The sequence below is a fragment of the Cyclobacterium lianum genome (assembly GCF_900143075.1).
GTDB lineage: Bacteria > Bacteroidota > Bacteroidia > Cytophagales > Cyclobacteriaceae > Cyclobacterium > Cyclobacterium lianum.
On sequence record NZ_FRCY01000020.1, the window covers coordinates 1 to 18,714 of the forward strand.

At 44.8% G+C, this 18,714-nt stretch carries 19 protein-coding genes and 1 tRNA gene; 8 read left to right on the plus strand and 12 right to left on the minus strand.

Features of this window, described 5'->3' with window-relative positions; translation table 11 throughout:
• Positions 1–30 precede the first annotated feature (30 nt).
• Together BUB19_RS24805 and BUB19_RS21700 are read right to left on the minus strand one after the other, a co-directional pair.
• Positions 31–285 carry a GIY-YIG nuclease family protein gene (locus BUB19_RS24805; protein WP_073097717.1) on the minus strand — a complete coding sequence of 85 codons (255 nt, stop codon included), beginning with the start codon at positions 283–285 and terminating at the stop codon, positions 31–33.
• 34 nt (positions 286–319) lie between these two features.
• Positions 320–393, minus strand: a tRNA-Asp gene (locus BUB19_RS21700).
• A gap of 446 nt (positions 394–839) precedes the next feature.
• On the opposite strand from BUB19_RS21700, the gene BUB19_RS21705 reads away from it, so the two are divergent.
• On the plus strand, positions 840–1,532 hold the full coding sequence (locus BUB19_RS21705; RefSeq protein WP_073097824.1) for a VIT1/CCC1 transporter family protein: 693 nt from the start codon (positions 840–842) through the stop codon (positions 1,530–1,532).
• Between the two features lie 523 nt (positions 1,533–2,055).
• Here the strand turns inward: BUB19_RS21705 and BUB19_RS21710 are convergent.
• The 7 genes from BUB19_RS21710 to BUB19_RS21745 form a co-directional block, all read right to left on the minus strand.
• Positions 2,056–2,889, minus strand: a complete 834-nt coding sequence (locus tag BUB19_RS21710; RefSeq protein ID WP_073097719.1) for an alpha/beta hydrolase — start codon at positions 2,887–2,889, stop codon at positions 2,056–2,058.
• Complete coding sequence (locus tag BUB19_RS21715; protein ID WP_073097720.1) at positions 2,886–4,073, minus strand: patatin-like phospholipase family protein; 1,188 nt, start codon at positions 4,071–4,073, stop codon at positions 2,886–2,888. The genes BUB19_RS21710 and BUB19_RS21715 overlap by 4 nt, the downstream gene beginning before the upstream one ends.
• Before the next feature lie 272 nt (positions 4,074–4,345).
• Positions 4,346–4,525: a hypothetical protein gene (locus BUB19_RS21725; RefSeq protein ID WP_073097723.1), complete on the minus strand. Its 180-nt coding sequence runs from the start codon at positions 4,523–4,525 to the stop codon at positions 4,346–4,348.
• A gap of 15 nt (positions 4,526–4,540) precedes the next feature.
• A complete protein-coding gene (locus BUB19_RS21730) occupies positions 4,541–5,542 on the minus strand; it encodes a 6-bladed beta-propeller (protein WP_073097725.1) in 1,002 nt (333 codons plus the stop codon).
• Positions 5,511–7,088 (minus strand): phosphoenolpyruvate carboxykinase (ATP), encoded by a 1,578-nt coding sequence (gene pckA, locus BUB19_RS21735; protein WP_073097726.1) that lies wholly within the window; start codon positions 7,086–7,088, stop codon positions 5,511–5,513. Before pckA ends, BUB19_RS21730 begins: the two co-directional genes overlap by 32 nt.
• 129 nt (positions 7,089–7,217) lie before the next feature.
• Positions 7,218–8,480, minus strand: coding sequence for an NAD(P)/FAD-dependent oxidoreductase (locus tag BUB19_RS21740; RefSeq protein ID WP_073097727.1), 1,263 nt, complete (start codon positions 8,478–8,480; stop codon positions 7,218–7,220).
• Positions 8,481–8,733: 253 nt separating this feature from the next.
• Positions 8,734–9,570 (minus strand): 1,4-dihydroxy-2-naphthoyl-CoA synthase, encoded by an 837-nt coding sequence (locus tag BUB19_RS21745; RefSeq protein ID WP_178371549.1) that lies wholly within the window; start codon positions 9,568–9,570, stop codon positions 8,734–8,736.
• A gap of 113 nt (positions 9,571–9,683) precedes the next feature.
• Between BUB19_RS21745 and BUB19_RS21750 the strand changes: the two genes are divergently transcribed.
• The 4 genes from BUB19_RS21750 (at position 9,684) to BUB19_RS21760 (ending at position 12,459) form a co-directional block, all read left to right on the plus strand.
• Positions 9,684–10,754: an AMP-binding protein gene (locus BUB19_RS21750; RefSeq protein ID WP_073097729.1), complete on the plus strand. Its 1,071-nt coding sequence runs from the start codon at positions 9,684–9,686 to the stop codon at positions 10,752–10,754.
• Entirely contained in the window at positions 10,742–11,164 is a 423-nt protein-coding gene (locus BUB19_RS21755) for a DUF2141 domain-containing protein (protein ID WP_073097730.1), read from the plus strand. The genes BUB19_RS21750 and BUB19_RS21755 overlap by 13 nt, the downstream gene beginning before the upstream one ends.
• On the plus strand, positions 11,161–11,337 hold the full coding sequence (locus BUB19_RS24275) for a hypothetical protein (protein WP_178371550.1): 177 nt from the start codon (positions 11,161–11,163) through the stop codon (positions 11,335–11,337). Before BUB19_RS21755 ends, BUB19_RS24275 begins: the two co-directional genes overlap by 4 nt.
• 279 nt (positions 11,338–11,616) lie before the next feature.
• On the plus strand, positions 11,617–12,459 hold the full coding sequence (locus BUB19_RS21760) for a universal stress protein (RefSeq protein ID WP_073097827.1): 843 nt from the start codon (positions 11,617–11,619) through the stop codon (positions 12,457–12,459).
• A gap of 51 nt (positions 12,460–12,510) precedes the next feature.
• On the opposite strand, the gene BUB19_RS21765 is transcribed toward BUB19_RS21760, so the two are convergent.
• Together BUB19_RS21765 and BUB19_RS24280 are read right to left on the minus strand one after the other, a co-directional pair.
• Positions 12,511–14,238: a phospho-sugar mutase gene (locus BUB19_RS21765; RefSeq protein WP_073097731.1), complete on the minus strand. Its 1,728-nt coding sequence runs from the start codon at positions 14,236–14,238 to the stop codon at positions 12,511–12,513.
• A gap of 14 nt (positions 14,239–14,252) precedes the next feature.
• The gene (locus tag BUB19_RS24280; protein WP_178371551.1) at positions 14,253–14,405 is read right to left on the minus strand and encodes a hypothetical protein; all 153 of its coding nucleotides are present in this window, start codon (positions 14,403–14,405) and stop codon (positions 14,253–14,255) included.
• Positions 14,406–14,435: 30 nt separating this feature from the next.
• Between BUB19_RS24280 and BUB19_RS21770 the strand changes: the two genes are divergently transcribed.
• Both BUB19_RS21770 and BUB19_RS21775 read left to right on the plus strand, forming a co-directional pair.
• Positions 14,436–14,858, plus strand: a complete 423-nt coding sequence (locus BUB19_RS21770; protein ID WP_073097733.1) for a hypothetical protein — start codon at positions 14,436–14,438, stop codon at positions 14,856–14,858.
• 61 nt (positions 14,859–14,919) lie between these two features.
• Positions 14,920–16,503, plus strand: coding sequence for a glycoside hydrolase family 99-like domain-containing protein (locus tag BUB19_RS21775; RefSeq protein ID WP_073097734.1), 1,584 nt, complete (start codon positions 14,920–14,922; stop codon positions 16,501–16,503).
• Between the two features lie 69 nt (positions 16,504–16,572).
• On the opposite strand, the gene trpS is transcribed toward BUB19_RS21775, so the two are convergent.
• Positions 16,573–17,547, minus strand: a complete 975-nt coding sequence (trpS, locus tag BUB19_RS21780; RefSeq protein ID WP_073097735.1) for a tryptophan--tRNA ligase — start codon at positions 17,545–17,547, stop codon at positions 16,573–16,575.
• 69 nt (positions 17,548–17,616) lie between these two features.
• Here trpS and BUB19_RS21785 point away from each other — a divergent pair, with 69 nt between their 5' ends.
• Positions 17,617–18,714, plus strand: coding sequence for a DUF1573 domain-containing protein (locus BUB19_RS21785; protein ID WP_073097737.1), 1,098 nt, complete (start codon positions 17,617–17,619; stop codon positions 18,712–18,714).

Below are 18,714 nucleotides of genomic sequence, written 5' to 3' on the forward strand. Positions count from 1 at the left end.
CCTTCCCGACGCGTCGGGACAGGCATTATATTATTTTGTCTTTCTTTCAATCAAAGAAAAGACCAATTTTCTACTTTTCATTTTTTTTAAATATTTTTCTCTCGAGATGGCCTCGGCTTTGGTTTCAAAAGCTTCAGTATGTACCAATTTCCATGGCTGTTTTCTTGCCGTATACCCCTTATGAGGTTTGTTGTGTTTGCTTAGTCTTTCTACAGGGTCTTGCGAAGAACCTATATAAAAAGATCCATCATTTTCTGATTCTAATATGTAGATATAATGGGTCATAAACAAAAAAGCCCCGGTATCCCAGGGCTTTAAGCGGAATGGACGGGACTCGAACCCGCGACCTCCTGCGTGACAGGCAGGCATTCTAACCAGCTGAACTACCACTCCATTGTTTTATATTTCAAAGTTCGAACCGGCGACCTTCCCGACGGGTCGGGACAGGCATTCTAACCAGCTGAACTACCACTCCAAATTTTGTCTTTTCTGTACTTCTCTTTTGAAGTGATGCAAAGGTAGGTTTTTGTTTTTTTTCTCACAAGGGCAATAGTAAAAAAATGTAACCTTTCCGTTTATTACTTTCATTTTCAATGAGATTGATTTTTCGATTTTGTCACCAGTAAAAACCTGGCGCTAGTAAAATACCCTCTGGAAGGATAGCAGGCCGCAGAGAAGGGCGTTTTTAGCTTTCGGGCAACATGTTAACATTTATTGTTATCTTGTATCTGAGGTCAGGAACTGAAACATGAATTGTTTGTAGCTTACCCATACATTGTTATTGTTACATTAAAAACGAATGGCTTGTGAAAGAATCTGTTTTGCATCAGGAAAGCCGCATGCTAAAAGGCCTGCAGGAATACCTTCGCGAATTTGTATATGGCGGGATCGACGGTGCAGTGACCACCTTCGCCGTAGTCGCAGGGGCTGTGGGTGCCGGACTGGACCCACTGATTATTATCATTCTCGGCTTTGCAAATCTCTTTGCGGATGGTTTGTCCATGTCTATCGGTGCTTATCTCTCTTCCAAATCTGAAAAAGAAAATTACCGCAAACACAAACGCATTGAGTATTGGGAAGTTGAGCATTTGCCCGGAAAAGAAAGAGAAGAAATAGAGGAAATATACCGGCAAAAGGGATTCGAAGGTGATTTGCTGCAACAAGTAGTGGACGTAATTGTCTCCGACAAAGACAGGTGGGTAAATGAAATGATGAAAGATGAACTCAATATGATGGAGGAAAGCAAAAGTCCATTTAAAATTGGCCTGGCCACCTTGATTTCTTTTATTATCGTCGGGTTTATTCCGCTTACCGTTTACGTTTGGGATTATTTTTATCCTGCCTCATTTGATGTGTTTTTTTGGACCTGCCTCCTGACTGGCGTCGCATTTTTGGTGGTCGGAACACTAAAGAGTTGGGCAAACCAAACCGGGATACTCAAAAGCCTACTCGAAACGCTATCTCTGGGACTGGTAGCCGCTTTGGTGGCCTACTATGTCGGTGATTTTCTGGAGGCTTTTCTGCTGCAATAAAAAAAGGAGCCAATGACCTTCAGAGACTCCGTTATGGGTTTATTTTAACTGACCGCAGCTATTTTTTTGCAAATACTGAGTAAGTATTGAATGAAATATAATTTTAAACTTAGTAAAAAGAAACGTAAGCACAATATCTCGGTAACATAATATTTACAAAAAAATTGATAAAGAAATTTTATTGGTAAATAATAGAAAAAATGAAATTTTATTTTTACAAATACCGAGATACAACCATCTTTAAATGTTAAAAATACATTTAAACAAGTTCATTGCCGATAGAGCGACAGCTTAAAATGCAGAAATGTTTGGCGCTGTATTGAGTAGAGACCATGACCTGCCAGTACCAAAACCATACCTATTAGGTTCCGGCTGAGTTTGCGCAGCAAACCATTGAGTAAACCAGAAAAAAGGTTTCCTGGGAATTTTCGCTACCCTTGATGTGAAAATGATCAGGCATATGATTACTTGCCAGAATTGGTAATTTCAAAACCTACGATATATTTAGGTGAATTCGGGACGACTAATCCGCAATATACCCCAGTTTGGTAAGGAAAGCTGTTGTTTCCTTTATGGTCTGCCGATAAATTTCCTGATTTTTAAAATTGAAAAAGCCATGCCCTTCTCCCTCATACAGTATCAACTCACAATAACTTCCAACCTTTTCCATGACCGTTTTATAATACTCCGCCGTGACTACAGGGATTAATCTGTCTGCTGTGCCTAAAAATAAGAGGGTGGGGGGTGCACCCTGCAAAATATTGTGGAGTGGAGAAAATTCCTTGTACCTTGAACCTATTCTCTCGTATCCGTAACCGCCCGGACCATTGTCAATGACTGGATTAAAAAGTACCAGGGCAGCCGGTTTACTGCTTATTTCCCAATCTTCCGGTGAGTCAAATCCGGATACAAGTGCTGTAGCTGCTGCCAGGTGTCCACCTGCAGATCCACCTGAGGCGATAATTTTTGAACTGTCTATTCCAAATCGCTCAGCGTGTATTTTGAGATACCTAATAGCCGATTTGGCATCTTCCAGGGCCTGAAACGGGTCGGTCTGGTGGCGTGAACGAACCCTGTAATCTGCCAAAACGGTAACCATGCCCTTCCTGGCAAAATATTTTGCATGGGGCCTGAATTGCTCAGTTGAGCCGCCATTCCATCCTCCTCCGAAAAAAAATACCATGGCCGGCCTTAAAGGCTGGGTATCCTCAGGAACATAAAGCTCCAGGCTCAGGCTGTCTGAAGAAGCGATTTTGTATATTTCTTTGCGTGTATCCTGTGCATAAGCAATCAAGACGGTAGACAATAAGGTCAGGAACGAGGCTATGGCCCGGGAATAAATGCTTTTAAGAATCATGTGATAATGGTTTGGAACTTTATTCCCTGTTGTTTGATCTGCCCAAGTGCCTCTGCGGCTTTTTCTATTCCGTGCGCTATTCTGATGTCAAAAAGTTTTTTTGTCGACACCAGGCTGTCGCCAAGGAAATCGGGGTCAGGCTGGATAACGATGGTTTTAAAGGTTTTAAGTTGCTCAGAAGTTCTTTTTCTGAGCTTGTAGTCATAATTATAAATGAGACGGTCCTCACCCAGCTGATCAAGGATGTCGTTTATTCTTAAATATTCTCTGATATCGTTGTTGAATATCTCATTCAAGCTGATATCTGTCAGCGCCCTCAATGCGATTTGTGCAATATTGGCGTCTTGGTAATTGCCCGGTACAGGCTCATGTGCATTACAATTGATGATCAATAGCGTATAGTCATGCTCAGGATCCCGGTTAATGTCCTTCAAAACATCGCCTAGAGGCGACACATTTTTGATGCCTCCGTCTATAAGTTGGTCCAACCGTCCCCGGCTGGTATGAATCTCCGGCACGGGTGCCCAAATAAGTGGTATAGCTGAGGAAGCGAGAACGCCTTTTTGAAAATCCTCGTCTGATGAAAATTCCTGGCTTTCTACCGCATGGTACCTGCCATCATTTAGGGAAACAAAACCGCAACGGAACAAGCTATCTTTAACATTTTCTCGCCTCAAATGTTGCCGTAGCTTCTTTTCCAACGGACTGTTATCTGCCAGGGCTTTAAAGTCACTAAAATTTGAAGTGAAAGTTTCAGCTGCCTGATCGAGTGTTTTATGCAGAAACTCGCTCTGTTTTCTTTTGGAAAACAAAAGCGGCAGGATTTGCCAAACCGATAGGTCTGGTTTCACATCCGGCAAAAATCTGTCGATCAGAAAGGAGGGGTTGATTTTAAAAGTGACCATCTCGGAACTTGACCGGGTATCGATAAAATCTGAGGTATATATTTCTTCTACTCCGTTAGTACGCACCTTAGCCCAGATGTCACTCAACTCGTCAAATTGTCTACTGGCAATCAATGCTCCATTGAGTGATCCGACAGAGACCCCCGCTACAATATCAAAATTCAGGACTTCGCGGTCGCAGCCCAGTACATCCCAATTTTCCTTGATATAATTCAGCGCTCCAATCTGAAACGCTCCGTTGAATCCACCCCCGCTCAATACCAAAGCTAATTTTTTCATAGACTTTTATTTTCGTTAGGGATTCGTACCCTTACCTGAACCAATTTCTCTTTTGTATCTTTGGTTTCAATGAATTGATTTATACAACCTGAGATGCCATTTGGCAATCGTGGCTTTTCCCGGTACCTGATTGGACAGAAGTGGCATGGCTTATCATCGTTCCCGATCACCATGCCTGCCTGATAGTTGCACCCCTCGGTTTCATGCATTTCCATTGATCCGGGATCGCTCACACCGAACAGGTTTTTATAAGGGGAGAGCCATGGTTTAAGTTACAAGCTAACTTTGTATTTAACAATTATCGGATCTTCTTCGTCCGTTAAATGTTGAATGCTCTCCAGTAGCTCGTTTTCATATTTGCCGAAATAGGACCTGTCCAAGGCCATTTGCCAATCTTCCTGCCGCAGCAATTGATAAAAATATCCGTCCTTTGCATAGGTTTTGTTTCGCACCGTCAGCAGGGCTTCTTAAATCTTTTTCTTGCCGGATTCCGGATGAATATATACATCGTAAAAGGGAAATGTAGTAAGGTTATCGCTATCGAACTCCGGACTTCTTTTTATTCCATAAGCCATTATTTTAAATATTTCACCGCTCGTGGCTATATGACCGGTGTTAAAGGCATAATCCTGTGAGAGAAGAACCTTTTCAATAAATACCCCACCTTCCAGTTCAAAATCTGCCGGATCAATGCTTCTTTCTCCAAAGTCCAGGCTAGCCAGAACGGATAGGGCACCATCCCGGTACTGATAAATGCTGTCAGAAAGCCCGAAGTTCAGCAAATGGCCATCCTCTGTTTTTGCGAGCATTCCCGGATTCAGCTCTCCGCTGTAGGGCAAACTAAGTACTGGTAGGGTATTTGCTTTTGCAGATTGCAAATCTACAATATGGAAAATCTGTTCAGTTTCCTGACCGGTATGTTCGGTTGATATCAGGAATTTCTCCGGCGTTATCATTGAGATGGACGGCACAAAATCGAAGTCTCCGATGGGTATCTGCTGTAGAAATTCAAATTCCGGTAGCACATATTTTATAACCCTGCCACGGCCCGTATTGATATACATTTGATCCTTTTCTACCAGCAGCCCATGCAGGGCGGGATATTCCTCAGGACCATCACCTTTTCGGTTCCAACTCCTGATGTAATGCCCTTTCCAGTCGAAGGAATGTATGGACAGGTCGTTGTGGCATCTGCTGGCATAATACAGCTTGTCGCTGATCACCAACTCATAAATACTGCAAGAGAGGTTGATCAAGGTATCTTTGGGGGACTCCAGGGAAATAAATTCAACTTCTGAAACACAATCGTCGAAGGCAAACAGTGAGCTTTCGTCCAGTAAAATGCTTGCTCCTGGATCCGAATCAGCAGGTCTGGTTTGACACTGAAAGAAGATCCATCCGGGTGTCAAAATGATTATCAGCAGAATTGAAATTTTTTTAATGCGGTCCGGCCTGTACGATGCTTTCATCAACATGGTTTTTAAATTTTCTAAAATTCTCCCGAAATAGCTTCACCAGGCCGGATTTAGTATCTGAAAACTGGTTTTGATCCTTCCAGGTGTTTTCGGGAATCAATATGGCGGAAGGCACACCGGGACAGCTCAAAGGAATCTCCAATCCGAAATCTTCCTCCCTTCGAGTTTTCACGGCATCAAATTCACCATGATGTATGGCATCCAGAATAGCCCGGGTGTACTTTAGTTTTATTCTGGATCCTACCCCGTAGGCGCCTCCACTCCATCCGGTATTGACCAGCCATGCAGATACCTGGCTAGATTTCATTTTTTTGGCGAGGAGTTCCGCATAGCGGTTAGGGTGCCACATCATAAAGGCAGCGCCAAAGCAAGCACTGAAAGTGGCCTGTGGTTCCTTTATACCCATTTCGGTTCCGGCTACCTTGGCAGTATACCCTGAAATAAAATGATAACTGGCCTGTTCGGGACTGAGTTTGCTTACCGGCGGTAAGACACCAAAGGCATCGCAGGTCAAAAAAATGATGTTTTTTGGTAGCCCGGCCATACAGGGTATTTGGGTGTTGCTGATAAAATCAATAGGGTATGAAGCACGGGTGTTTTGCGTAATAGATGTATCCGTATAATCTACTTCCCTTGTTTCCGGGTCAAAGACCACGTTTTCCAGTACGGTTCCATATCGGATGGCATTGAAAATATCCGGCTCGTTTTCTTCGCTCAGGTCTATCGCTTTCGCATAGCATCCTCCTTCTATATTGAACACACCATCCTGGTGCCAGCAATGCTCATCGTCTCCAATGAGTTTTCGGTTTGGATCAGCACTCAATGTAGTCTTTCCTGTACCGGAAAGGCCAAAAAGCAAAGATACGTCACCTTCCCCACCTACATTTGCCGAACAATGCATGGGCAGTACATCCTTTAGCGGCATCAGGTAATTCATAATGGAAAAAATGCCTTTCTTCATTTCTCCGGCATATTCGGTCCCCAGAATCACCACCTCCTTTCTTTCCAGACTCAAGCCAATACTGGTCTTGGATGTCATGGTGGTGGTGTATTGATTGGCGGGAAAACTTCCTGCATTAAAAACTACATAATCCGGCTCTCCAAAAGACTTTAACGCTTGCCTGTCGGGCATGATCAACATGTTTTGCATGAACAAGGCATGATAAGCTTTGGTACAAATAATCCTGATCTTAAGTCGGTATCGGGGATCCCAGCCTGCAAAAGCGTCTACTACATAAAGGTGTTCTCTGGTATTGAGGTAATCAATGGCCCGCTCTCTGTTTACCATGAAGGTGTATTCGTCCATGCCAAAATTTACGGGGCCCCAGTCGATATTTTTCTCTGATGCAGGATGTCTGACAACCCGCTTGTCTCTGGGACTTCTTCCGGTCTTTTTTCCCGAATAAACCATCAGTGCTCCTTTGTCTGAGATAGCGGAGCCATTTTCCAATCTCAATGCAGATTCATACAAAATAGCTCGTTCGCTATTTCTTAAAAGGTTGCTGACCTCAATACCGTAAGCTTGCAAATTAAAATCCATAAATTATTTTGGTTTACCCAATCCGGAAAATGAAAATACAAGCTTATCTTTATATTTTCAAAGTATTAGCAAAAAGCCTGAAACAAATCAGGCTTTTTCTTTCTTTTTCGGTAGCTGAGATCCGCAGCGTTACATCCTGCCACGCAGCATTTGGTTCCAGTAAAGGTAGGGCAGGCCAAATTTTTTGAGCAGCCACATGGGGTACAGTTCTTTGCTGGTATCAAAAAGCTTGCTTAGCAAGGGGTCACTATCCCTTACATTGTCATATTTAAATTCAGCCAGGACCATTTTTCCGTAGCCAGTTACCAGAGGGCAGCTTGAATATCCCTCATATATCTTTTTTCCGAGCGTTTTGTCTTTAATCAGTTGGAGCAGATTGCCTGCCACCACAGGTGCCTGCTTGCGTATTGCGGCACCGGTCTTTGCCGTGGGAAGTGCGGCCACGTCTCCCAGGGCAAAGACTTCGGGATAGTCTGGATGTTGTAAGGTGTTGATGTCTACTTTTACCCATCCTTTTGAAGGGCCCTCCTGAAATGCGATTTTTGACTGCTGAATGAATTTTGGGGCTTCCTGGGGAGGCGCCAGGTGAAGCATGTCGTAGGGCATAACGATCTCCGTGTCCCTGACAAGCTCCTCATTGATGCTGTTGTCAGCGGTGCCTACACAGCTATTTATCCCGGATTGGGAATATTTAAAATGAATTTTTTTATTTTTCGGGTCAATTTTAATGGGAGTATAATAGGGTTTGAAATAGATGTCTCTATCCTGAATAATTTGATTGAGGGTCCTTGCAAAATCTTTTACCCCGAAAATAACCGTTCCCGGGGTCGCAAAAATAACGTTTGACCTGCTTCTCAGACCATTTTTTCTGAGATAGTCTTCTGCCAGATACATGATTTTTTGGGGAGCACCCCCACACTTGATGGGAGTGGCCGGCTGGGTAAATACGGCATTTCCTCCTTTAAAATTGCGCAGTACTTCCCAGGTATATTCCGGATCCACATAGTTTGAACAAACCCCGTCCTTTCCCAGGCTCTCTCTCAAACCTGCTATACCATCCAGATTCATGACCAAACCGGGCGCTACCACAAGGTATTCATATTCCATTTCTCCTGACTCTGCGGTATTGACTGTTTTTGCCACAGGGTCTATTGCGGTCGCCTTATCCCTGATCCAATCCACTCCTTTTGGTATATAATTTTTTTCCTCCCGGATCGTTTTTTTCATGTCGAAAGTGCCTGCTCCCACAAGCGTCCATGCAGGCTGGTAGTAGTGCTTTTCTGAAGGTTCTATGATACCAATTTGCAGGTTTTTATTTGCCCTTCTCAATCTGGCGGCTACCATAATCCCCGCCGTTCCTCCGCCGATTATTAAAATTTTGTATTTTTTCATGGGTATTTTTGGTTATAGGGTTTAAAAAAATAAAAAATAAACCAAAGGGTATGTAATAAACATCACAAACCCGGTTCAAAAAAATCGATGCACTGTCTATCCATGAAGCATCACATGCACGCAGCGAAGACAGATGTTGATGTTACAGGTGAAATAGCCAAAGCATCAAACCCTGGCAAGCTAACTGAAAACCTCTGTTGCCATTAAGCCGGAAATTTTAAAAAAAATAGCAGATAATCAGCCGGCATTTACGTCAGGGGATCCACTTGATGTGCTTGAAGTTAGGTTTTCGCTTTTGGAGAAAGGCATCCCGTCCCTCCTTGGCTTCTTCAGTCATGTAGGCCAGACGAGTAGCCTCCCCGGCAAATACCTGCTGACCTACCAATCCGTCGTCGGTGAGATTAAACGCAAATTTCAACATTTTGATGGACGTCGGAGATTTGGCCAGAATTTCCTGTGCCCATTCGTATGCAGTGCTTTCAAGGATTTCATGGGGCACAACGGCATTTACCATTCCCATATCAAAGGCCTCCTGAGCGGAATAGTTTCTGCCTAAAAAGAAAATTTCACGTGCTTTTTTCTGTCCCACCATCTTGGCCAGGTAGGCAGAGCCATACCCACCGTCAAAGCTCGTCACATCGGCATCCGTTTGCTTGAATATCGCATGTTCCTTACTGGCCAGGCTAAGGTCACATACCACATGAAGGCTGTGTCCACCACCTACGGCCCATCCGGGCACCACAGCGATGACTACCTTTGGCATAAACCGGATCAAACGTTGTACTTCAAGTATATTCAGTCGGTGCATTCCATCTTGCCCTACATAGCCCTGATGACCTCTCGCTTTCTGATCGCCGCCACTGCAAAAGGAATAAACACCGTCTTTGGGGGAAGGACCTTCTGCAGATAGCAATACCACACCGATCTCGGTATCCTCTCTTGCATCCAGAAAAGCCTCATACAATTCAGAGGTGGTTTGTGGCCTGAAAGCATTTCTTACCTCTGGCCTGTTAAAGGCAATTCTTGCCACTCCATCACACTTGTGATAAGTGATATCCTGGTATTCCTTTACTTTTTTCCAATTGATCATCTGTAGGATAATTTTAGCTGGCAAGATAGCAGGGGAAATTAATTTTCAGAAATAATTGCCAAACTAATCATGGACTGACCTGTTTTTAGTTATTTTGTTTTCAAAAGACAGGCATGATTATTTTCGGAAATACTTCCTACACCAAAGAGCAGATTAAGTCTGGTGTGGCAACTGACCTGCTTTCCGAATATGCGCGTGGATTTGAATTTTGCCGGGACTGGCTGAATGGAGCCCAACGTTTTTTCATGCAGACTTCCGGTTCTACCGGCAGGCCGAAGCAAATAGAAGTAAACCGAAGTCAGCTTATTTCCAGCGTACGGGCGACCGGCCGATTTTTTGAAGTGACAGAGGGATGGAAATTGCTGTGTTGCCTGGATGTAGAAAAGATAGCTGGAAAAATGATGCTCATCAGGGCAATGGAATGGGAAGGTGAGGCGCTGGTTCAGCTTCCAACTGCTAATCCCCTGAAAAATGTCGTGGAGGATGCCTTCGATTTTGTAGCTATGGTGCCCCTTCAGGTCGAGGCCTGTCTTTCTGAGCCAGGGAGCAGCGCTGTATTGAATCAAGTGCGCAATCTGATCGTAGGTGGTGCCCCGCTATCGGCTTCCCTGCGAAAAAAAATGCAACAACTGAAGGGAAACGTTTATCAAACCTATGGCATGACCGAAACCGTTTCACATATCGCATTGGCTAATGTCAAGAATCCTGGTCCGCTGATATACCAGGCCCTGCCAGAGGTGGAATTGAGGATTGACGCCGGGAATAAGCTTGCTGTAAAGGCGCCGATGACCGGTAATCAATGGGTGCAGACCCAGGATGTCGTAGACCTGATAAGCCCGTATTCTTTCTGCTGGAAGGGAAGGGCAGACTTTATTGTCAATTCCGGAGGGGTAAAAATACACCCTGAAGAGGTTTCCGAGGCAGTCAGCGGGCTGGTTCAGGACTGCTTCCCCGGGAGGAGATATTTTGTCTCAGGTCTGCCGGACAACAAATTGGGTCAAATTCTTGTACTGGTTGTGGAGGGAAATCCAATCCCCGAACGGGAGAAGACCTTTCTGGAGCATGCGCGTGCGCTCCTCCCCCGGTTTTCGAATCCGAAAAGAATACTCTTTGTGTCTGAATTTAAAATGACCCAGTCCGGGAAGATCGATCAACTGCAAACTTTAGCATCATGGAAAAATTAATGATCGTATTATTTATGGCAGCTTTTCTTCAAACCGACGACTCCGGTGCGGAGCTTTCTGTCTCAGTATTGGTCCAGGGCAAGGAAAGGGGCCTGGTGCAGCTACTGGTTTTCGAAGCAGCGGCGGGTTTTCCGGATCAGCCTTCAAAGGCCATCAGAAGAGAGGCAGCGCCCGTAAGAGGCGGGGAGGTTGTTTTTCATTTCACCGGTTTAAAACCGGGCAACTATGCCATTTCCGCATTTCACGATGAAGATGGTGATGGTAAAATGAGGAAGAACATCTTTGGTGTTCCAAAAGACCTGTATGGTTTTTCCAACGATGTCAGAAATCCTTTTTCGGCACCCAGTTTCCAAAGCGCGGCCGTCCAACTTCCCCCGGATGGATTAGCCATTAGTTTTTCGCTCAAATGAAAGTCAATAAATCTCTCCGGATAGCTGTTGCCTCAGTAGGACTGTTCGCAGCACTGATATACATTCTGCACTTCTTCGGGCTGATCTACCACCCCTATATCCCGGCTATTTGCGGCGGACTTGCTGTCGCTGCCTACCTTTTTGGAGTTTACGCAAAAAAGCAGAGCGGCTGAGTCTGTATGATCTTATCCATCGTGCGGAAGATGTATAAAAATGCTTTACCTGTGCATTTTTATGATGTTTGTCATATTTTTAGCTGACCGATATGTGGTATCGTTTCGGCTTTGATGACGATATTTGATTCAGTTAAATATACCTATTCAATCACAACCGGCTACCAGACTATATAGGTCGCTAAGGGTATCTGGGAGCAGATGGTGTCCACCTTCCGGGTACTTTGCCTGCGCTTCTATCGGCTGGAAGGCGTGGGGCTGCTAAAACGCAAGGAAATTATGAAAAAGCTATTGGTTCCTACTGACTTCTCTCCACATGCGGACGCCGCTTTGGATCTTGCCATACGACTGGCAAAAAAAGTAGAAGCTGAAATACTGATCATCCATGTCGTCCTCACTCCTGTCAATTGGGCGAAACTAAGCAAAGAACAGGAAAAACTGTTTCCGGATACGCTTGATGTGATCAGGAAAGCAAAGATTGAATTAAAGACCAGGAAAGACAAAGTCGGCGCTTTGGGATTGGATGTGCGCGAGCAGATTCATTTCAGCGATGGTAAGGAGCGGATCATTAACTATCTGGCGCTTGAAAAAATAGATATGGTGATTATGGGCTCACATGGCAGATACGGATTCAAATCACATGTGCTCGGATCCAATACCTACACCGTATTGAGAAAATCGGATATCCCCGTTATTGTAGTTAAACCTGACAAGGGCGATTACAATTTTAAAAAAGTGGTGCTGGCCACAGACTTCAGGGAGGATTCCGGCAAGGCTTTTCAGCTACTGGGGGATACTATACGGCTCATCGGAGGAGAACCCGAACTACTATTCGTAAATACTCCTGCTAATTTTATGGAGGAAGAGCAGATCAGGTCACTGGGAGCGAAGTTTTTGGAAAAATATTCCTTCTACACCCATAAGGTCCATATCTATGGTGCATACAATGTGGAGAGGGGAATCATACAATATGCAAAAGCAGCAAACGCAGACGCCGTGGCGGTAGTGACTCATGGGAAAACTGATTTGCAGCAGCTCTTTTCCCCTTCTGTTACGGAAAATCTTGTCACCTATCTCGATAAACCTGTAATCAGCCTTAATGTAACAGCTAAAGACCATTAAAAAAGGCCGGCCGTTTTTATCGGCCGGCCTTGAGTGGTCGCAGACAAATTTTCAGGCAAAAAATTCTTTGAGCGCATTTATTTTGCGCTCCAGGGAAGCTTCCGTTTTTCTATATGCTTCCCTGTCAGGTAAAGGTTCGTTGACGGAAATATAATACTTGATTTTTGGTTCTGTGCCGGAAGGTCTGGCAGATATCTTGCTGCCATCCTCCAGGTAAAACTGAATAACGTTGGATTTGTCAAGGTCCAGATGGTATTCCTTGTTTTCCTTCATGTCGTAGATTCGGCTCTCCTGGACATCGATGATTTTGTCCACTTTTATGCCGTTGATTGTCGACGGTTTGTTGTTACGAAATCCCTTCATCAATTGCTGAATCTGTTCGGCGCCATCTTTACCTTTTTTTGTGATCGAAATCAATGATTCTTTATAGAAGCCATACTTTTGGTATATTTCTGCCAGCACATCGATCAGGCTCATGCCTTTCTGGCGGTAGTAGGCAGCAATTTCTGCCACTACAGCACAAGCCGATACACCGTCTTTGTCCCGGGCAAAATCCCCAACCAGAAAACCGTAACTTTCTTCACCCCCGGCGATAAATTCCTTTTTGCCCTCATTGGCAAGAATAACCTGTGCAATATTTTTAAAACCTGTAAGCACATCGAAGTATTCAACCTTAAAATCTTTGCTGATCACACCCAGTAAATCAGTAGTAACGATGGTACTGACGGTAAACTGGTCGCCGGTCAGGCGACCCTGTTCCCGGTACATGTTCAGCAGATAATAAATGATAAGGGCACCGGTTTGGTTGCCATTCAACAATTCATATTCCCCCTTTTCATTGGGAACCACCGCTGCCGTGCGGTCACCATCTGGATCACATGCCAAAACGAGCTCAGCTTTTACTTTTTCTGCAAGTTTGATTGATAAATTCAACGCTTCGGCTTCTTCGGGGTTTGGATAGACGACCGTGGGGAAGTTGCCGTCCGGTTCCCTTTGTTCTTCTACCACGTGGATGTTTTCGAAGCCAAATACTTTCAGAGCTGCCGGAACCATTTTTCCTGAGGCACCATGGATAGGAGAAAAGACGATGGGCATATCCTTTGCGAGAATATTCTTCTGGGGCGAAAGACTGAGTTTTTTTAACTCATTGAGATAAATCAGGTCGAAATCTTCCTCAATAAATTCTTTCAATTCGTCGTTTTTGTTCCAGTTGACATCATCAATTGATTTTATTTTCAATACCTCAGTAATGATGTTTTTATCATGAGGAGCTACTACCTGTCCACCATCGTTCCAATAAACCTTGTAGCCATTGTATTCTTTGGGGTTGTGGGATGCCGTCACCATTACGCCACTTTCGCAGCCATAGTGTCTGATGGCGAAGGAAAGCATGGGTGTAGGCCGCATTTCCCTGAAATATTTGACCTTTATTCCGTTTGCTGTCATTACGTTGGCGGTAGTTTCTGCAAAAAGAGTATTGTTTATACGGGAGTCATGGGTCACGGCGATACTGATTTCCTGATTGGGGAAACTTGCTTTCAGGTAGTTGGCAAGTCCCTGTGTTGCCATACCTATGGTATAGACATTCATTCGATTGGAGCCCACCCCCATGATCCCTCTCAAGCCTCCGGTACCGAATTCCAGATCCCGGTAAAAAGAATCGATCAATTCAGTTGGGTCTTCGGCGTTCAACAAGGCACTTATCTGAGCTTTGCTCTGAGCATCAATGTTGCTGTCCAGCCAGGATTGCGCTTTGTGAATTATGGATGCATCTGTCATGTGTAGAAAAAGTTTTAGTTTTTGGTTTTGAGCCAAAAGATAAGCAATAATATGGATTTACCCTTTATGGCTGCGGAGATTTTTAGAAGCTGCTCGTATTTGACGAAAGCGCCTTCAATTTTTGAAATACCCGGGTTGGAATATTTTTGCTTATTCTCTACCTTCATATTTTAATTGAAAAATAGCCGATCAATTTTATGGATTTTGATAAATTAGACGAGGAACTTTCACGTATTGTAGAATTGCGCATCAGGTTGAGTGAAATAACCTATGCAGATCCTGATTATGACGAAATAGAGGAGCAATTGCATGATCTGGAAGACACGCTGAACGAAAAATACGGTGATTTGCTGGAAGAAAAGTTGGCAGAAATATATGCTACTTTGTCCTCTGATAACGACGTTTTGCTTCCTTCAGCTTATCTGGCCAACAAATACATTCCCATGCAGCCAGATGCCAGAGGAGTGGTGACATACGATGTACAGGGCATGGAAGGAGTGCCGGTGGAGTCAGAACAATTTGATGGGCAGGATGTTCGCATTGCTCTGGTACCCAATCCCGTGAGGTTTGTAATGGTCATCAATGGCAGGTCGCTCAAGGACCTGTGGCGTTCGAGGTAGGTTTTTTTCGAAAATCAGTGTCCGAATTACTCTTTTATGGTAATGAAAATCATGCAAAAGTATGACTCTAAGAATGCATCCCTTCATGTTCATGCTTTTTTTGCCATTCGTTTTTACCGGGTGTGCTGGAGTCTTGCAAAACCGAAATGCCGGCTCGGACAATAGTGTAGCGGGCTCCGGAATGCAACCGGTTCCGGAGAAAGAAGTAGCGGGCAGTACTGCCGGCAGGGAAAAAATACAGGATCTGCAGGTGGGGGTTTTTTTTATGCCTTCATGGAATGTATCGGGAAATGAAAATCAGGATATTGATAGCTTTTGGTCCTGTCTGCGGGGTAGAGAGAATTGCAGCTTTCTGGCAGATAAAAGATCCTGGGGGCCGAACGGGAGGATATACAATGCCCGGTACCCGTATGAAGGTCCTTTTCTGGACAAAAAACCCATATCCGAATTGAAAGGTTTCTACCGGCGTGATGATCCCGAGGTAGCGCGGAGGCAACTCGATTACATGCACGATTACGGGATAGACTTTTTTGCATACAATTGGTTTTTTGGAAGGCACTATTACTACCACAAAAACTTTGCTCCACAGGCAGCCTTGTATTATCCGCAAGGTTGGCCTACCGATCCCCAGCGGGATGGGCGGGTAAAAGTCCCGGGAGTGGAAGTATGGAATGAACAGTTGACGGTATTGCTGCAGGAAAACGCCAAAAGACCTGCAGAAAAGCAAGTGAAATTTGCATTGAATTGGTGTGATGACAGTGAGGACAGGTGGCTGGCCTGGCTTCAGATGGACTCTCCTCAGAATATAGCCTCCCGAACCAATTATACCGGAGAAACCCCCAACAGGGACTTGTACCTGAAAGTCCACGACAAAATCACCTTATTGTGGATCGACAAATATTTTCACCGGAAGGACTATTTGAAGGACGAATCGGGAAGACCGGTAATCTATTTTTATTTCCCTCACGATACTGAGGCAAGAGCAGCCTACTATGGAATAGGGTTGGATGAATTGCTGGAAAGATCTCAGGGACTTGCCAGAAAGGCCGGGTTTCCCGGAATTAAATTCATTGCCGTAACTTCGGGTGCCATGACCGCTTCCTTAAAGGCATATGCCATGCCTACCTCCTGGGAGCCACTAGATGACAGGCAACCCTGGCAGGGAGGTCGGTACACGCAGCGGATGCTTTTTCAGGATTATGCTACCCGTTTGCCCGACCTTGGCTTTGACGGAATGACCGCCTACATTTACCATGATTTTTATGAGCAAAATAACAAAAGTTACGCCGACATGCGGAAAACCTACCAGGGGCATTGGAATAAATGGACGGAATACTTCAGCAAGGACAGCAGCTTCGAGTACCAGGTTCCGGTCGCTATGGGCTGGGACCGCCGGCCTGCCGGAGGTACCTGGCCACAACAGAGCGGAATTCCCAGTGAGCCCCTGAAGGATAACGTAATTTCCGACAAAGCCTCCTTTCTGTCCAAGCTTAGTGATGCAAGAAAGGTATTGGTGGAAAACCGGGAGAGCAATGGCAAAACCCTGATGGTATGTTGCTGGAACGAGTACCTGGAAGGCAACCACATCGAGCCCACCGAGGGCCATGGTTTTGACTACCTGGAAGCAATAGACGCACTTTTTTGAGCCGAATCGAGACCACCTGTCAGAATTATCTGATACTACCATTACGGATGATCTTGGTTTTTTTGGCTTTTAATCGAACCCCAGACGATTCCGCAATTTGCTCAACAGCACATTGGCCGTGCTACGCGCTTTTCTTTCGCCTGCCTCCAGCCTGGCCTCCAGCTCGGGAAGGTTGTCCATCAAATGATCGAAAGCAAGCCTTTCCTCTTTGTACTTGTCCAGGATCAGGCCCAGCAATTCCTTTTTCGCATGCCCGTACCCAAAATTACCTCCCAGGTATTTTTGTCTGAGATCCTGGGTTTGGGAGGCTTCCGCCATGAGCTGAAACAATTTGAAAACGGTGCAGGTATCAGGATCCTTTGGTTCTTCCAGGGGAGTGCTATCGGTAATGATGGTGTTGATGTTTTTCTTTAGTTGCTTCTCCGGTAAAAAGATGTCGATGTAATTGTTGTAAGATTTACTCATCTTTTGCCCGTCAGTACCCGGAATGATCATTACATTTTCGCTGATGCGGGCCTCCGGAATGGTCAGTAGCTCCTCACCCATTCGGTGGTTGAATCCACTGGCAATATCTCTGGCAATTTCCAGATGCTGCAATTGGTCTTTACCCACAGGTACCAGATCTGCCTCATACAGCAAGATGTCCGCAGCCATCAATACCGGATAGGTAAAAAGACCTGCATTCACATCTGAGAGCCGGTCCGATTTGTCTTTAAAGCTATGGGCATTGGCCAGCATGGGAAATGGGGTAAAGCAACTCAGATACCAGGTGAGTTCTGTCACTTCCGGAATTCTTGATTGCCTGTAAAAAACGGTTTTCTCAATGTCCAGACCGAAAGCCAACCATGCAGCGGCTACGGCATTCACATTTTCCACCCTTTGCCTCGCATCCTTGATGGTAGTCAGGGAGTGAAAATCGGCAATAAAAATAAATGATTCATGGTTGTCTCTGAGGGCAAGATCGATGGCCGGTTGAATGGCCCCCAATATATTTCCCAGGTGGGGTTTTCCTGAACTTTGTATTCCTGTAAGTACTCTGGTCATTACTCTAATTTTGTTGCAAATTAAGTAATTAAAGGATAATTTGCGGCAATTTTAACGTTATTTGCTGGTATGAAGAGGACTGTATTTTTGTTGGCTTTGGGAAGTTTACTGTTTTCCTGTTCGCCAGATGTTAAGAGTCAGGAGGTTGAAGGTTCCGGGCTGGTCTGGGAACAGACAATGATCAATGTCGGGGCAGTACTGGAGGAAAATGGGACGGCATCAGCCGACTTCTATTTCGTGAACAAAACGGATACGCTGGTTTTGATAGAAGAGGTACTAACAGATTGCGGATGTACCCTGGCCGAATATTCGGCCGATACCATCCCCAAAGACAAGGTAGGGATGGTCAGGGTCAACTATGACCAACAATCCAGAGGAGGAACTTTTTCGAAGATGATTCTGGTCAGGTCAAATGTGGACACTGACGGGGATACCTTGTTTTTAGAGGGCGTAAACGTTCCTTTTCCCAATGATCCCGCATCGCATTATAAAGTACGGAAGGGCGGTTTGGGTTTCGTTTTTGAAACGAATAATCTGGGTACACTATTTACGAACAAGGCCAAAATCAAACCACTGGACTTTTATAACTTTAATGATTATCCACTTCAGTTGAATCAAATGCAGGAAGATCTTCCAGAGTATGTGCAGGTGCAAATGATTCCGGCTGTAGTGCCTCCGAATACCCGCGGGGTATTGGAGATCATTTATGATCCGGCACTCAAAAATGATCTTGGATTTGTGGAAGAAGAGATCAATCTCTCGCTGATCTCTTCGGAGAGAATATCCCTGGATCTGGATCTGATTGCGATCATACACGAATACTTTGATCCCGTTCCGGTAAGCCAGTTGGATAGTGTCCCTAAACTTAAGATAAGCGAACTGGAAGTGGATTTGGGAAATATCAGTTCGGGAAAAAAGGTTTCCAAATTGATCAGTCTGGAAAATGCAGGTCCGAGGCCGCTAAATCTGAGAAAAGTGGTGTCCAATTGTGGCTGCGTCTCCATCGATTTACCCGGCGAAGACCTGGCAGCGGGAGAAAAGATGGACCTGGTATTCACCTTTGACACAAAAGGCAGAAGGGGGATTGATCACAAAACCATTACTTTGTTCAGCAATGATCCACTTAATCCAACGCAGACCATATTGATCAAAAGCAGGATAGATTAA

Excerpts from the sequence above, each read along its gene's own strand:
- trpS (WP_073097735.1), bottom strand. The coding sequence starts at position 17,547 with ATGACCAGAGTACTTACAGGAATACAAAGTTCAGGAAAACCCCACCTG.
- BUB19_RS24280 (WP_178371551.1), bottom strand. The coding sequence starts at position 14,405 with ATGAAGGTAGAGAATAAGCAAAAATATTCCAACCCGGGTATTTCAAAA.
- BUB19_RS21785 (WP_073097737.1), top strand. The coding sequence starts at position 17,617 with ATGAAGAGGACTGTATTTTTGTTGGCTTTGGGAAGTTTACTGTTTTCC.
- pckA (WP_073097726.1), bottom strand. The coding sequence starts at position 7,088 with ATGGATTTTAATTTGCAAGCTTACGGTATTGAGGTCAGCAACCTTTTA.
- BUB19_RS21765 (WP_073097731.1), bottom strand. The coding sequence starts at position 14,238 with ATGACAGATGCATCCATAATTCACAAAGCGCAATCCTGGCTGGACAGC.
- BUB19_RS21715 (WP_073097720.1), bottom strand. The coding sequence starts at position 4,073 with ATGAAAAAATTAGCTTTGGTATTGAGCGGGGGTGGATTCAACGGAGCG.
- BUB19_RS21770 (WP_073097733.1), top strand. The coding sequence starts at position 14,436 with ATGGATTTTGATAAATTAGACGAGGAACTTTCACGTATTGTAGAATTG.
- BUB19_RS21750 (WP_073097729.1), top strand. The coding sequence starts at position 9,684 with ATGATTATTTTCGGAAATACTTCCTACACCAAAGAGCAGATTAAGTCT.
- BUB19_RS21745 (WP_178371549.1), bottom strand. The coding sequence starts at position 9,570 with ATGATCAATTGGAAAAAAGTAAAGGAATACCAGGATATCACTTATCAC.
- BUB19_RS21705 (WP_073097824.1), top strand. The coding sequence starts at position 840 with ATGCTAAAAGGCCTGCAGGAATACCTTCGCGAATTTGTATATGGCGGG.
- BUB19_RS21755 (WP_073097730.1), top strand. The coding sequence starts at position 10,742 with ATGGAAAAATTAATGATCGTATTATTTATGGCAGCTTTTCTTCAAACC.
- BUB19_RS21775 (WP_073097734.1), top strand. The coding sequence starts at position 14,920 with ATGACTCTAAGAATGCATCCCTTCATGTTCATGCTTTTTTTGCCATTC.
- BUB19_RS21760 (WP_073097827.1), top strand. The coding sequence starts at position 11,617 with ATGAAAAAGCTATTGGTTCCTACTGACTTCTCTCCACATGCGGACGCC.
- BUB19_RS21710 (WP_073097719.1), bottom strand. The coding sequence starts at position 2,889 with ATGATTCTTAAAAGCATTTATTCCCGGGCCATAGCCTCGTTCCTGACC.
- BUB19_RS21740 (WP_073097727.1), bottom strand. The coding sequence starts at position 8,480 with ATGAAAAAATACAAAATTTTAATAATCGGCGGAGGAACGGCGGGGATT.
- BUB19_RS24805 (WP_073097717.1), bottom strand. The coding sequence starts at position 285 with ATGACCCATTATATCTACATATTAGAATCAGAAAATGATGGATCTTTT.
- BUB19_RS21730 (WP_073097725.1), bottom strand. The coding sequence starts at position 5,542 with ATGAAAGCATCGTACAGGCCGGACCGCATTAAAAAAATTTCAATTCTG.
- BUB19_RS24275 (WP_178371550.1), top strand. The coding sequence starts at position 11,161 with ATGAAAGTCAATAAATCTCTCCGGATAGCTGTTGCCTCAGTAGGACTG.